13 protein-coding genes and 1 pseudogene are annotated in these 13,021 nt (G+C 73.0%); 12 read left to right on the top strand and 2 right to left on the bottom strand.

The window, feature by feature from the left end:
• The first annotated feature begins 75 nt into the window (after nt 1-75).
• The 12 genes and pseudogenes from JOF36_RS28995 (at nt 76) to JOF36_RS28945 (ending at nt 10,121) form a co-directional block, all read left to right on the top strand.
• The gene (locus JOF36_RS28995; protein WP_210033203.1) at nt 76-1,281 is read left to right on the top strand and encodes an MFS transporter; all 1,206 of its coding nucleotides are present in this window, start codon (nt 76-78) and stop codon (nt 1,279-1,281) included.
• Nucleotides 1,282-1,306: 25 nt separating this feature from the next.
• Nucleotides 1,307-1,441: pseudogene (locus JOF36_RS41690) on the top strand (GNAT family N-acetyltransferase); the annotation flags it as partial.
• A 129-nt stretch (nt 1,442-1,570) separates the two neighbouring features.
• Entirely contained in the window at nt 1,571-3,985 is a 2,415-nt protein-coding gene (mbhE, locus tag JOF36_RS28990; protein WP_307862648.1) for a hydrogen gas-evolving membrane-bound hydrogenase subunit E, read from the top strand.
• A complete protein-coding gene (locus JOF36_RS28985; RefSeq protein WP_210033202.1) occupies nt 3,982-4,590 on the top strand; it encodes an MnhB domain-containing protein in 609 nt (202 codons plus the stop codon). The genes mbhE and JOF36_RS28985 overlap by 4 nt, the downstream gene beginning before the upstream one ends.
• On the top strand, nt 4,587-5,045 hold the full coding sequence (locus JOF36_RS28980; protein WP_307862647.1) for a Na(+)/H(+) antiporter subunit C: 459 nt from the start codon (nt 4,587-4,589) through the stop codon (nt 5,043-5,045). Before JOF36_RS28985 ends, JOF36_RS28980 begins: the two co-directional genes overlap by 4 nt.
• The gene (locus JOF36_RS28975; protein ID WP_210033201.1) at nt 5,042-6,685 is read left to right on the top strand and encodes a Na+/H+ antiporter subunit D; all 1,644 of its coding nucleotides are present in this window, start codon (nt 5,042-5,044) and stop codon (nt 6,683-6,685) included. The genes JOF36_RS28980 and JOF36_RS28975 overlap by 4 nt, the downstream gene beginning before the upstream one ends.
• Complete coding sequence (locus JOF36_RS28970; RefSeq protein ID WP_210033200.1) at nt 6,682-7,497, top strand: Na+/H+ antiporter subunit E; 816 nt, start codon at nt 6,682-6,684, stop codon at nt 7,495-7,497. The genes JOF36_RS28975 and JOF36_RS28970 overlap by 4 nt, the downstream gene beginning before the upstream one ends.
• On the top strand, nt 7,494-7,760 hold the full coding sequence (locus JOF36_RS28965; RefSeq protein ID WP_210033199.1) for an MrpF/PhaF family protein: 267 nt from the start codon (nt 7,494-7,496) through the stop codon (nt 7,758-7,760). The genes JOF36_RS28970 and JOF36_RS28965 overlap by 4 nt, the downstream gene beginning before the upstream one ends.
• Nucleotides 7,760-8,233, top strand: a complete 474-nt coding sequence (mnhG, locus tag JOF36_RS28960; protein WP_210033198.1) for a monovalent cation/H(+) antiporter subunit G — start codon at nt 7,760-7,762, stop codon at nt 8,231-8,233. The genes JOF36_RS28965 and mnhG overlap by 1 nt, the downstream gene beginning before the upstream one ends.
• Before the next feature lie 54 nt (nt 8,234-8,287).
• The gene (locus tag JOF36_RS28955; protein ID WP_210033196.1) at nt 8,288-8,812 is read left to right on the top strand and encodes a gamma carbonic anhydrase family protein; all 525 of its coding nucleotides are present in this window, start codon (nt 8,288-8,290) and stop codon (nt 8,810-8,812) included.
• Nucleotides 8,809-9,489: a uracil-DNA glycosylase gene (locus JOF36_RS28950; protein WP_210036315.1), complete on the top strand. Its 681-nt coding sequence runs from the start codon at nt 8,809-8,811 to the stop codon at nt 9,487-9,489. The genes JOF36_RS28955 and JOF36_RS28950 overlap by 4 nt, the downstream gene beginning before the upstream one ends.
• Nucleotides 9,490-9,512: 23 nt before the next feature.
• Complete coding sequence (locus JOF36_RS28945; protein WP_307862646.1) at nt 9,513-10,121, top strand: DUF1707 domain-containing protein; 609 nt, start codon at nt 9,513-9,515, stop codon at nt 10,119-10,121.
• Between the two features lie 4 nt (nt 10,122-10,125).
• Here JOF36_RS28945 and JOF36_RS28940 read toward each other — a convergent pair whose 3' ends face one another.
• Together JOF36_RS28940 and JOF36_RS28935 are read right to left on the bottom strand one after the other, a co-directional pair.
• Nucleotides 10,126-11,235 carry an enolase C-terminal domain-like protein gene (locus JOF36_RS28940; RefSeq protein WP_210033195.1) on the bottom strand — a complete coding sequence of 370 codons (1,110 nt, stop codon included), beginning with the start codon at nt 11,233-11,235 and terminating at the stop codon, nt 10,126-10,128.
• A complete protein-coding gene (locus tag JOF36_RS28935; protein WP_210033194.1) occupies nt 11,232-13,019 on the bottom strand; it encodes a thiamine pyrophosphate-requiring protein in 1,788 nt (595 codons plus the stop codon). Before JOF36_RS28935 ends, JOF36_RS28940 begins: the two co-directional genes overlap by 4 nt.
• Nucleotides 13,020-13,021 lie beyond the last annotated feature (2 nt).

Raw genomic sequence — 13,021 nt, 5'->3', positions numbered from 1 at the left:
CGTCACCGACGACGCCCCCGGGGATGGCCCCGGGGGCGTCGTCGTGTGTCGGGGTCGTGTAGGGGAGGAACCACCGTGAAGGCCTGGATGCGCCCGGCGGCGGCGCTGTTCGGCGTCGGCTTCGGCGCCAACCAGTTCAGCCCGCTGATGGTCATGTACCGGGAGCAGGGGGACTACTCGGACACGGTGGTCGCCGCGTTCTTCGGCGTCTACGTGCTCGGGCTCGCCCCCGGTCTGCTCGTCGGCGGCCCGGCGTCGGACCGCTGGGGGCGCAGGCGGGTGCTGCTCCCGGCGACCGCGCTGGCGATCCCGGCCAGCGTGGTGCTCGGTCTCGGTGCGTCCGCCGAACCGCTGCTGTACGCCGGACGGATGCTGTTCGGCGTGAGCATGGGCGTCGCGATGGCCGTGGCGACCACCTGGGTCAAGGAGCTGTCCGACGTCGACACCGCCGGCAGCGGCGCCCGCCGCGCGGCGCTCGCGCTCACCCTCGGGTTCGGCGTGGGACCGCTGGTCGGCGGCCCGCTCGCCCAGTACGGCCCGATGCCGATGGAGCTGCCCTACCTGGTGCACGTGCTGCTCATGATCCCGATCGTGTGGGGCCTGCGCCGCGGCGCCGAGACGGCGCCGGCGGACCCGTCCCGGTCGCTGTGGCGGGACCTGCGGGTCCCCACCGCCGCGCACCCGCGCTTCCTGTGGCTGGTGCTGCCCGCCGCGCCCTGGGTGTTCGGAGCGGCCGCGCTGTCCTATGCGGTCCAGCCCGCGCTGATCGCCCCGTCGACCGGGGACCGGGGCATGGTGGTGGCGACCGGGATCACCGTGGTGAGCCTGGCCGTCGGGTTCGCCGCGCAGTCGGTCGCGAAGGTGATCGACCGGCGCTCGCTGCACGCGACCTCACGGATCGGCGTCGGCCTGGTCATCGCGGGAACGCTGGTGACCACCGGGGTCGCCGCGACCGCCTCGGTACCGCTCGCGTTCGGTGCCGCGGTGCTGCTGGGCGCCGGGTACGGGTTCGTGCTGCTGTCCGGGTTGCAGGAGGTGCAGCGCATCGCGCCGCCCGAGCAACTGGCCGGGCTGACCGCGGTCTTCTACTCGCTCACCTACGTCGGGTTCATGCTGCCGATGCTGCTCTCCGCGCTGACCCCGATCGCCGGGTACCCGGTGCTGCTGCTCGTCGTCGCCGTGGTCCAGGCGGCCTGTCTCGGGCTGGTCTGGGGCGGGGCGCACCGCATCGCCCGGGCCCGGCGGTCGGTGGCGGTGGAGCGGGAGACCGCCGTGGCCTGAGCATGGCGGGGCCGATGATGGGGGCGTGCTCGAGACCGGGACCGCGCAGCCCGAGGCGATAGCCCTCTACCGGTCCGGCGGATACCACGTGATCGGGAGGTTCGGCCCGTACCGGGACGATCATCGCTCCCGGTGTTTCGGCAAGCCCCTGGTGAGGTGAGCCCCGGTACGGTGGCGGGCGAAACGTCCTGTTGCGCCGATAGGATGACCCCGGCGTCGTCGTCGTGTCCCCGCCCGGCGAACGGCTCGTGCCATGCCTGTGCGGCTCCCCGGTCGGACCGTGACGCGAGTGACCAGCCCGTCCGTACGATTCCTGAACCAGGAGGTGCCGGTGCTCGCCGTCGTGGCCGCCCATCTCGTCCTGGCGCTGTGCCTGCCCGCACTCGCCCGGTACAACCGGCGGCTGGCGTTCGGCGCAGGCGCCGCACTGCTGGGCGCGACCCTGGTGTGGGCGATGTCGCAGGCGCCCGCGGCGCTCGGCACCGGTGTCACCGACCGCATCGAGTGGGCCCCGGAGCTCGGGCTCTCGCTGAGCCTGCGGCTGGACGCGCTGGCGCTGGCCATGATCGTCCTCGTGTCCGGGGTCGGGGCGCTGATCATGGTCTACGCGGCCTGGTACTTCGGCCCGCGGTCGAAGGACGCCGCCCGGTCCGCGGCGCTGCTGGTCACCTTCGCCGGGCTGATGCTCGGCCTGGTCCTGGCCGACGACCTGCTCACGCTGTACGTGTTCTGGGAGCTGACGTCGCTGGCGTCGTTCCTGCTCGTGGGCCAGGGCGGCCAGTACCGGGAGAACCGGCGGGCCGCGGTCCAGGCGCTGCTGGTCACCGTGTTCGGCGGGCTGGCGATGCTGCTGGGTATCGTGCTGCTCGGTGAGCTGGCGGGGACCTACTCGATCCCGGCCATCACGGCCGCGGCGAACGCGGGCACGCTCGCCCCGGACCAGCCGGTCGCGCTGACCTTCGCGCTGGTGCTGATCCTGGTGGGCGCGCTCACCAAGTCCGCGCAGGTGCCGTTCCACCCGTGGCTGCCGTACGCGATGGCGGCCCCGACGCCGATCTCGGCCTACCTGCACGCCGCGTCCATGGTGAAGGCCGGCGTGGTGCTGGTGGCCCGGCTCGGGCCCGCGTTCTCGGCGTACACGGTGTGGTGGGGCCCGGTCATGGTGCTGGGCCTGGTGACGATGCTGCTCGGCGGCTGGCGGGCGCTGCGTCAGACCGACCTCAAGCGGCTGCTCGCGTTCGGCACGGTCAGCCAGCTCGGCTTCCTGATGGTGCTCTTCGGAGCCGGGTCCCGGGTGGCGGCGCTGGCCGGGATCGCGATGCTGCTCGCGCACGGTCTGTTCAAGGCCCCGCTGTTCATGGTGGTCGGCGCCATCGACAAGACCTGTGGCACGCGTGACCTGCGGGAGCTCTGCGGGCTCGGCCGTCGCCGGCGCGGGCTGGCCGTGCTGTCGACGCTCGCGGCACTGTCGATGGCGGGGCTGCCGCCGATGCTCGGCTTCGTCGGCAAGGAGGCCGCCTACGAGGCGTTCCTGCTCGAGGGCGGGGTCCGCGGCACGATGGTGCTGGCCGGGCTGGTCGTCGGGTCACTGCTCACGGCCGCCTACACCGCCCGGTTCCTGTGGGGCGCGTTCTCGACCAAGGGCAGGCACCCCACCGGGGGCGACCCGGTGCCGCTGGGACTGTCCGGCCCGGCCTGGCTGTGCGCGCTGACCGGTCTCGGCGCCGGGTTCGCCGCGCCGCTGGTGCAGGAGCTGGCGCAGGCCTACGCCCGCCCGCTGCCCGCGCTCGGCGACCCCTACGCCGCCCAGTACGAGCTCGCGCTGTGGCACGGCGTCGGCCTCGCGCTGCTGTTGTCGGCGGTCGCCGTCGTCGGTGGTCTGCTGCTGCACCGCTACGGAGGCTCCGCGACCGAGCACGCCAAGGTGCCGGGCCTGTCCGCCCAGCGGGGCTACGAGGCGATCGTGACCGGCGTGGAACGGACCGCGATCGTCGTCACCGGCCGGCTGCAGATCGGTTCACTGCCGGTGTACCTGGGCTGCATCCTGTTCGTGCTGATCGCGCTGCCCGGCCCGGTGCTGGCGCTCTCCGCGTCGGTGCCGCACGACCAGGTCGCCTACCACTCGATCATGCAGGTCCCGGTGGGCCTGATGGTGTGCATCGCCGCGATCGCGCTGTGCCGGGCCCGTCGCCGCTTCACCGCGGTGCTGCTGGTCGGCGCGGTCGGTTACGGGATCGGCGGGCTGTTCATCATCGACGGCGCCCCGGATCTGGCGCTCGCCCAGTTCCTGGTCGAGACGCTCACCCTGGTCGCGTTCGTCTTCGTGCTGCGGCGGCTGCCCGCGCACTTCGCAGAACCGGACTCCGAGCACCGGGTGCGGACGCCCAAGGCCCTCGCGGCAGGCGTCGGTGGTGTGCTCGTCGCCGGGATGGCCGTGGTGCTCTCCGGAGCCCGGGTGCTGCCGCCCGCGACCACCGACGCGTTCATCGCGAACGCGCCCGAGGCCGGTGCCACGAACCTCATCAGCGCGATTCTGGTCGACTTCCGGGCCCTGGACACCATCGGCGAGATCACCGTCCTGCTGATCTGCGCCGCCGGGACGGCGAGCCTCGTGCTCGCCACCCGCTACGACAAGAGGAAGGGCAGCCCGGGCGTGACCAGCGGCACCGAGTCCCCCCAGCGCGAGCAGGAGGTGCTGCGATGACGGCGCCGAGGGAGGCTCCGGCGGAACCGGCGTCCCCGTCGCCCTCCGACGACACCTCCTGGTCCCGCTGGGACCAGCCCAGCGGCCGGTGGATGCTGCCCGGTGCCTGCCCGGACACCCGCGAGCGCACCCTGGTGCTCGAGGCGGCGGCCCGCCTGCTGTTCCCGACCGTGCTGGTCTTCTCGGTGTTCCTGCTGTTCGAGGGCCACTACGGCCCGGGCGGCGGGTTCTCCGGGGGTCTGGTCGCCGGCCTGGCGTTCGTGCTGCGGCACATCGCGGGCGGCGACGACAACATCCTCGCCTCGCGGTTCGGGATCCGGCCACCGGTGCTGGTCGGCGCCGGCCTGATCATCGCCGTCCTCACCGGGCTGGCGCCGGTGCTGTGGGGCGAGGCGGTGCTGTCCAGCACGAAGTGGCGGATCTCGTTCGGCGACTTCGGCTACCTCGACATCGTCACCAGCCTGCTCATCGACGTCGGCGTCTACCTGCTGATCATCGGCGTGGTGCTGGACCTGTTGCGCTCGCTGGGCTCGGGGATCGCCCGCGACGCCCGCGAGGCCGGCGAGGGTCCCCCGGGCGCGAGCACCGGCGGTGAGCGCCGGTGAACACGACGATCAATCTGAGCATGGCGCTTGTGCTCGCCGTGCTCTACTCCGTGGGCTTCTACCTGCTCATGCAGCGCTCGCTGATGCGGATCCTGATCGGCATCGTGGTGCTCGGGCACGGCGCGAACCTGCTGTTGCAGATGGCCGGTGGCCCACCGGCCCGCGCCCCCGTGCTGGACGCCGTCAGGCCCGAGGAGATCAGCGACCCGCTGCCCCAGGCGCTCGCGCTGACCGCCATCGTGATCACCTTCGCGCTGACCACCTACCTGCTGGCACTGGGCTACCGGTCCTGGGTGCTCGTCGGGCACGACGAGGTCCAGGACGACGTCGAGGACCGCCGTATCGCCGCCCGGCGCAAGCCGGACGGGGCCATGGAGGAGGGCACCGCGGAGGAGACCGAGGCCGGGCCCGAGGACACCGCCGACTCGCACGAGCTCGAGGAGGGGCGCCGGTGACCCTGCTCCAGGCGTTCGTGACGCTGCCGGTGCTGCTGCCCATGCTCGGTGCGGCCGTCAGCGTCATCGTCAGCCGCCGGGCCTCGCTGCAGCGGGTCATCGGCGTCGTGACGCTGGCCCTGGTCTGCGTGGTCGGCGGCGTGCTGCTGGTGGCCGCGGACCGCTACGGGCCGGTCGTCGCCGAGCTCGGCGGATGGTCGGCGCCGATGGGCATCGTGCTGGTCGCCGACCGCATGTCGGCGCTGCTGCTGCTGATCTCGGCGCTGGTCACGCTCGCGGTGCTGGTGTACGCGATCGACCAGCGGATCTCCGACTACGGCCGGGAGACCGCCAGCACGACGTTCCACCCGATCTTCCTGCTGCTCTCCACCGGTGTCTCGCTGGCCTACCTCACCGGCGACCTGTTCACCCTCTTCGTCGCGTTCGAGATCATGCTGGCGTCCAGCTACGTGCTGATCACGCGGCGGACCTCGGCGTCCCGGATCCGGTCCGGCATGACGTACGTGATCGTGTCGCTGATGTCGTCGCTGCTGTTCCTGACCGCGGTCGCGCTGGTCTACGCGGCGACCGGCACGGTCAACCTGGCCGATCTCGCGGGCCGGGCCGAGTTGCTGCCCGACGGGCTGAAGACGGTGCTCGCGCTGCTGCTGGTGGTGGTGTTCGGCATCAAAGCGGCGATCGTGCCGCTGCACTTCTGGCTGCCCGACAGCTACCCGAACGCCCCCGCGCCGGTCACCGCGCTGTTCGCCGGCCTGCTGACCAAGGTCGGGATCTACGCGCTGCTGCGCACCCAGACCCTGGTCTTCCCGCAGGACCAGCCCTCGACGCTGTTGCTGGTGATCGCCGCGGTCACCATGGTGGTCGGCGCGCTCGGCGCCGTCGCGCAGGACGACCTCAACCGGTTGCTGTCGTTCCTGCTGGTCAGCCACATCGGGTTCATGCTGTTCGGGCTGGCGGTCTACACGCCGTCCGGGATCGCCGGTACCGCGCTGTACATCGTCCACCACATCACCGTGCAGGCCACGCTGTTCCTGGTCAGCGGTCTGATCACCCGGCGGACCGGGACGGTGTCGATCGCCCAGATGGGCGGGCTCGCGCAGACCGCTCCGCACCTGGCGGTGCTGTTCGCGATCCCCGCGATCACGCTCTCCGGGCTGCCGCCGACGTCGGGCTTCGTCGCGAAGCTCGCCCTGCTGCGGGCGGGTGCGGGCGCGACGCCCGCCGCGGAGATCGTCGCGGCGTTCGTGGTACTGGCCAGCCTGCTCACGCTGTACGCGGTGGCCCGCGTGTGGGTCCGGGTGTTCTGGGGAACCCCCAAGGAGCCGTTGGTCGACAACGATCCCAACGACGAGCTGGTCGTCGGTACCGCCCGCACCGCGCGTGGCATGTACGTCGGCGCCTCGTCGCTGGTCGTGGTCAGCATCGTCATCGCACTGTTCGCCGGGCCGCTGTCGGCGATCACCGCCCGCGCCGGCGAGGACCTGCACACCCGCGACAGCTACCGCAGCGCGGTGCTCGGGCCGGACGCGGCACCCGGCGGCCCCGGGCCGGTGCCGGTCGCCGCGGTACCGGACGCGCCCGGCGCGACCGCTGCGGGGACCGTGCCGGGCGGCGACGACGCGGAAGGGACGACCCGGTGAGCGAGAACGGCCCCGGCCACGGCACCGCCCGGAACACGACGGCCCCGGAGACGGAGAAGGACACGGAGCCGGAGGCGGCGACCGCGGACGCCGGCCCCGCCGGCGAGGACGCCGAGCAGGCGATCACCCCGGAGGGGCAGCGCGACCGGGAGATGTCGGTCGCGGAGACCGGCGACGAGGAAGCCACCCCGGCGCCGGCTCCGGCGCCGCAACCGGTCGCGCCGACCGAGGCGCCGAGCGGCGCCGCCCTGTGGTGGCGCCGCTTCCCGCAGGTGCTGGCCCTGGCCGTCGTGTGGGTGCTGCTGTGGGGCAGCCTCGCCCCGACGGCGATCGTCGGCGGACTGATCATCGGACTGCTCGTGACGATGCTGTTCCCGCTGCCGCTGCTACCGGAGCGGCTGCCGTTCCGGCCGCTGAAAGCACTGCGCCTGCTGGTCTACCTGGCCGTCGACCTCGCCGCCTCCGGTGTCCGGGTCAGCCTCGTGACGCTGCTGCGCGGTCGCCGGGCGAAGGCCGGGATCATCGGTCTGCCGCTGTGCACGGACTCGGACCGCGCGGTGACGACCATCGTGGCGGGGTGCGCGCTGACCCCGGGCAGCTACGTCCTGCAGATCGACCGGCGCCGGCGCCGCTGGTACGTGTACTGCCTGGGCCTGCATCCCGTGGGAGCGGTCGAGCGGGTGCGCGGGCAGCTGATGAACCTGCAGATGCGGGTGATCGACGCGATGGGCAGCGACGAGGACGTCCGGCGCTGCCGGGAGGCCGTCGTGGCCGTCGCCGAGGGCCGGGAGACGGGGAGGGGACCGCAGTGATCGTCGTCTACGCACTGGTCCTGGCCATGCTGACCACGGCGGGGCTGCTCGCCCTGTGGCGGCTGCTGCAGGGGCCGACGACACTGGATCGGATCGCGGCACTGGACGTGTTCATGGTGCTGATCGTGGCGGCCGCGGCGGTGTACGCCGCCTACTACGTGGACGGGTCCAACGTCCCGCTGCTGGCGGCCGTCGCGCTGATCGCGCTGGTCGGCACGGCCACGGCGGCCCGGCTCGTCGAACGAGGGGAGCGGCACCGCTGATGCCGATCTCCGATGTGGTCTCCGCCGCACTGATGCTGATCGGGGCGACGTCCTGCCTGCTCGGGGCGCTCGGCCTGGTCCGGCTGCCGGACCTGCCGGCGCGGCTGCAGGCGACGACCAAGCCGCAGACGCTGGGCCTGTTGCTGATCCTGATCGCGGCCGCGATCCGGCTGGACTTCGAGAACTCCTCCACCCTGGCGCTCGTGGTGCTGTTCCAGGTGCTGACCGCCCCGGTGATCTCCCAGGTCGTCGGCCGCTCCGCGTACCGCAGCGGCGCGATCGACCGGGACTCGCTGGTCGTCGACGACCTGGCGGACCGGATGGACGCCGACGCCCGGGCCGTCCGGACGTGGCGGCCCGCCGCGCCCGGAGGCCCCACCGGTGAGTCCGCCGGTTCGCCCGACGGTGACGGCGAGGCCGGGTCCGGGGACGGGGCGCCCTCCCGCGGGACGGACGGCCTCGCCGACCGGTGACGGTGGGGCGGGGGCCGGGCGTTGCCGTGCACGGGGCGCTCGTACCCTCCCGGTGTGCCTGTGTATGCGCTCGGTGACGCCGAACCGGAGATCCATCCGACCGCCTACGTCCACCCGGACGCCGTGGTGATCGGCAACGTGACGCTGGGGCCGGAGTCGACGGTCTGGCCGACCGCGGTGCTGCGCGGCGACGACGGCCGGATCGAGATCGGCGCCCGCACCAGCATCCAGGACGGTTCGATCATCCACACCACGCTGCGCGAGCCGACGGTCATCGGTGACGAGGTGACGGTCGGGCACAACGTGCACATCGAGGCGTCCACCATCGGTGACCGGGCGCTGATCTCGTCGGGCTCGGTGGTGCTGAACGGTTCCCGCGTCGGGGAGGGGTGCGTCGTCGCCGCCGGCGCCGTCGTCTCGCCGCGCGCCGAGATCCCGCCGTACCGGATGGCGCTCGGCATTCCCGCCCGTGTCCGCGAGGGCTACGAGGTGCCCGCCGACAACTGGCGGGGCGCGGTGGAGTCCTACGTCGACCGCGGGCGCCGGTTCCGCGAGCAGCTGCGGAAGCTGGAGGTCTGATGGCCAAGCCACTGCACGAGGTCGTCGAGGCCGGCTGGGCGGAGGCCCTCGAGCCGGTCGCCGACACCGTGGCCCGGATGGGGGAGTTCCTGCGGGCCGAGCTCGCCGCCGACCGCCGCTACCTGCCGGCGGGCGCGAACGTGCTGCGGGCGTTCCAGCAGCCGTTCGAGCAGGTCAGAGTGCTGATCGTCGGCCAGGATCCGTACCCCACGCCGGGGCACGCCGTCGGGCTGTCGTTCTCGGTCGCACCGGAGACCCGGCCGCTGCCGCGCTCGCTGCAGAACATCTACCGGGAGTACTGCGAGGACCTCGGGCACCCGGCGCCGTCGTCCGGGGACCTGACGCCGTGGACCGAGCAGGGCGTGCTCCTGCTCAACCGGTGCCTCACCGTCGCCCCCGGCGAGCCGGCCTCGCACCGCAACAAGGGGTGGGAGGAGGTCACCGAGCAGGCCATCCGGGCGCTGGTGGCCCGGGACGCCGAGCCGATGGTGGCGATCCTCTGGGGCCGCGACGCCCGCAACCTGGTCCCGCTGCTGGAGGACGTGCCGCTGGTCGAGTCGGCGCACCCGTCCCCGATGTCGGCCGAGCGTGGCTTCTTCGGGTCGCGGCCGTTCAGCCGGGCCAACGATCTGCTGGAGGAGATCGGCGGCGACCCCGTCGACTGGAAGCTCCCCTGAACCGGGGCATTAGGCTGGTCGACGTGAGCGATCCGGACTCGATACGCATCTCCGACGCCGACCGCGAGGCCGCGGCGAAGCGGTTGCACGACGCACTCGGCGAGGGCCGGATCACGCTCGTGGAACTGGAGGAACGGCTCGGCGTCGTCTACGCCGCGCGCACGGCGGCCGAGCTCCGCCCGCCGCTGGCGGACCTGCCCGGTGGCCTGCCGCCGTCCGTCGCGGGTGCCGGTGCCGGTGTGCCGGCCCGCCGCACCGAGGAGTCCGGTCGCGTGCAGCTGCGGACCGGCGCCGGCACCGTCAAGCGCACCGGGGACTGGCAGGTGCCCGCGGCCCTGCAGCTCACGACGAGCATGGGCACCATCCACCTCGATCTCTCCGAGGTACGGCAGCTGCCGCCCCGGATCGACATCGAGGTGTCCACCGGGATGGGCGAGATCGTGCTGGTGCTGCCCGAGGGCGGCAGCGCCGACGTCGACGGCGTGCACGGCTCCTGGGGCGAGGTGAAGACGAAGGTCCCCGCGACGCCCGGCGGCTCCGGGCCGCACCTCGTGGTGCACGGCAAGGTGGGGATGGGGTCGCTGACCGTTCGCGGTTCCCGCAGGGGCTGGTGGAAGGCCGTCATCGGGTAGCGGATCAGGTGACGCGGAACCGCTCCAGGTCCGCCTCGCGCACCTCGAGCCCGAGGCCCGACCGCCCGCGGTCCGGTCGCAGCGTGCCGCCCGGCCGGGGCTCGAGGACGCCGTCGAAGGCGATCCGCTCGACCCGGACGTGGTCGTGGAAGTACTCGAGGTGCCGCAGGTGCCAGACCGCCGTCCCGACGTGCGCGCTCACCTGAGGTGCGCAGTGCAGTGACAGGTCGATCTGGTGGGCGTCGCACAGCGCCGCGGCACGCAGCACGCCGCTGATCCCGAGAGCCCGGGTGACATCGGCCTGCAGGCAGTCGACGGCGCCGGCGTCGAGCAGCGCGCGGAAGTCGGGCAGGTGGTAGCCGTACTCGCCGGCGGCGACGTCCATCCCGGCCGGTCCGCGGTCGCGCAGCAGCCGCAGGCCCGCGGTGTCGTCGGAGCTGACGGGTTCCTCCAGCCAGCTCACCCCCTGCTCGGCGAACCGGAACGCCCGGTCCAGGGCCTGCTTGCGGGTGTAGGCGCCGTTGGCGTCGACGTAGAGCCCGGTGTCCTCGCCGACGGCGGCGCGAGCGGCTCGCACCCGGCGCGGGTCCGCGGCCGGGTCGCGCCCGACCTTCATCTTGACCCGGCCGATGCCGCCCTCGACCCAGTCGGCGAGCCGGTGGCTCAGCTCGGCCTCGGTGTAGGAGGTGAAACCGCCGCTGCCGTAGATCGGCGTCTCCGCGCGGAGGGCGCCGAGGGCGAGCACCAGCGGCAGGTCGGCCAGCCGGGCGTGCAGGTCCCACAACGCGATGTCGACCGCCGAGATCGCCTCGGCCACGAGGCCGGGCTTGCCGAGGTTGCGGACCGCCCGCGCCATCGCGTCCCAGGACGCGGGCGGGGTGCGGGCGTCGGCGCCGGTCACCGCGCCGGCGAGGTGGTCGTGCACCACCGCGACGGCGGGCGGGCCGGCGTAGGTGTAGCCGAGCCCGGTCCGCCCGCCCGCGTGCACCCGCACCAGGACCAGCGTGGTCGAGTCCCAGGCCAGCGTGCCGTCGCTCTCGGGCGCATCGGTCGGGATCGTGTAGGCCGCCGCCTCCACCCGCTCGACCGGGACGGCGTCGCCGCCGGTACTCATCGGCCGGGCAGGATGTCCTGCACCTTGGACTTCACGCCGGTCTTGAGGACGTCCCACGCCTCGGGATCGCCGCGCAGCAGTGCCTCGGCGGTGCTCTCCATCTGGTCCAGGCTGGCGTGCGGCGGGATCGGTGGCACCGCGGCGTCGGTGACGAACTCGACCACGCACGGGCGGTCGGCGGCGATCGCCCGCTGCCAGGCGCCCTCGATCTCGCCCGGCTCGGTGACCTTGATCCCGGTCAGGCCGATGCTCTCGGCGAAGCCGGCGTAGGGGAAGTCGGGGATGTGCTGGGCGAACGGCACGTCCGGAGAGCCTGCCATCGCCCGCAGCTCCCAGGTCACCTGGTTGAGATCCCGGTTGTTGAGCACCCCGACGATCACCCTCGGGTCCGACCACTCCCGGTGGTAGTGCGCGATCGTGATCAGCTCGTTGATCCCGTTCATCTGCATCGCGCCGTCGCCGACCAGGGCGAACACCGGCCGATCGGGGTGGGCGAACTTGGCACCGGTCGCGTACGGCAGTCCCGGGCCCATCGTCGCCAGGGTCCCGGACAGCGTGGCCCGCATCCCGCGGCGGATCCGCAGGTGCCGCGCGTACCAGTTGGCCGCGGAGCCGGAGTCCGAGGTGAGCACGGCGTCGTCCGGGAGCAGCGGCGACAGCTCGTGGAACACCCGCTCCGGGTTGATCGGGTCGGCGGTGACCCCGGCGCGCCGCTCGAGGACGTCCCACCAGCGGGAGACGGTGGACTCGACGGTCGTGCGCCAGGACCGGTCCGTCTTGCGCTCCAGCATCGGCAGCAGGGCGCGCAGGGTGGCACCGGCGTCGCCGTGGAGGTTCACCTCGAACGGGTAGCGCAACCCGATCATGGTGGGGTCGATGTCGATCTGGACGGCCCTGGCCTGGTCGTACTCCGGGAGGAACTGGCTGTACGGGAAGCTGGAGCCGATCATGAGCAGGGTGTCGCAGTCGCGCATGAGCTCGTACGACGGCCGGGTGCCCAGCAGCCCGTTCGAGCCTGTGACGTACGGCAGGTCGTCGGGTAGCACGTCCTTGCCGAGCAGCGCCTTGCTGACCCCGGCGCCGAGCACGTCGGCGACCTCGGTGACCTCGTCGACGGCACCCCGGGCACCCTGCCCGATCATCATCGCGACCTTGCTGCCGGCGTTGAGCACGTCCGCGGCCCGGCGCAGGTCGGTCGCCTCCGGGACGGGCCGCCCGGGCGAGAGCCCCAGGCTGGACGGGATCATCTTGAAGTCGTGCGTGGGCGGGGAGTACTCGGCCTCCTGCAGGTCGGACGGGATGATGATCGCGGTGACCGTGCGCCGGGACATCGCGACGCGCATCGCCCGGTCGATCAGGTTCGGCAGCTGCTCGGGGACCATCGCGGTCTGCACGTAGTCGGCGGCGACGTCCTTGTACAGCGAGTGCAGGTCGACCTCCTGCTGCATGGAGCCACCCATCGCGAACCGGGTGGTCTGGCCGACGATCGCGACCATGGGCACGTGGTCGAGCTTGGCGTCGTAGAGGCCGTTGAGCAGGTGGATCGCGCCGGGGCCGGAGGTGGCCGCGCACACGCCCACCTTCCCGGAGAGCTTGGCGTAGCCGACCGCCTCGAACGCGGCCAGCTCCTCGTGCCGGGACTGCACGAACCGCGGGGCGTCGTCGCCGGCCCGCCCCCAGGCCGCGACCAGGCCGTTGATGCCGTCGCCGGCGTAGCTGAACACGTGCTCGACGTCCCACTCGCGCAGTCGCCGCAGCAGGTAGTCCGCAACGTTCGGTGCCATGC

Source organism: Pseudonocardia parietis (genome assembly GCF_017876315.1).
In the GTDB taxonomy this organism is placed as follows: domain Bacteria; phylum Actinomycetota; class Actinomycetes; order Mycobacteriales; family Pseudonocardiaceae; genus Pseudonocardia; species Pseudonocardia parietis.
The sequence above is the reverse complement of the archived record's forward strand: the minus strand, read 5'-3'. Positions and strand labels throughout refer to the sequence as shown.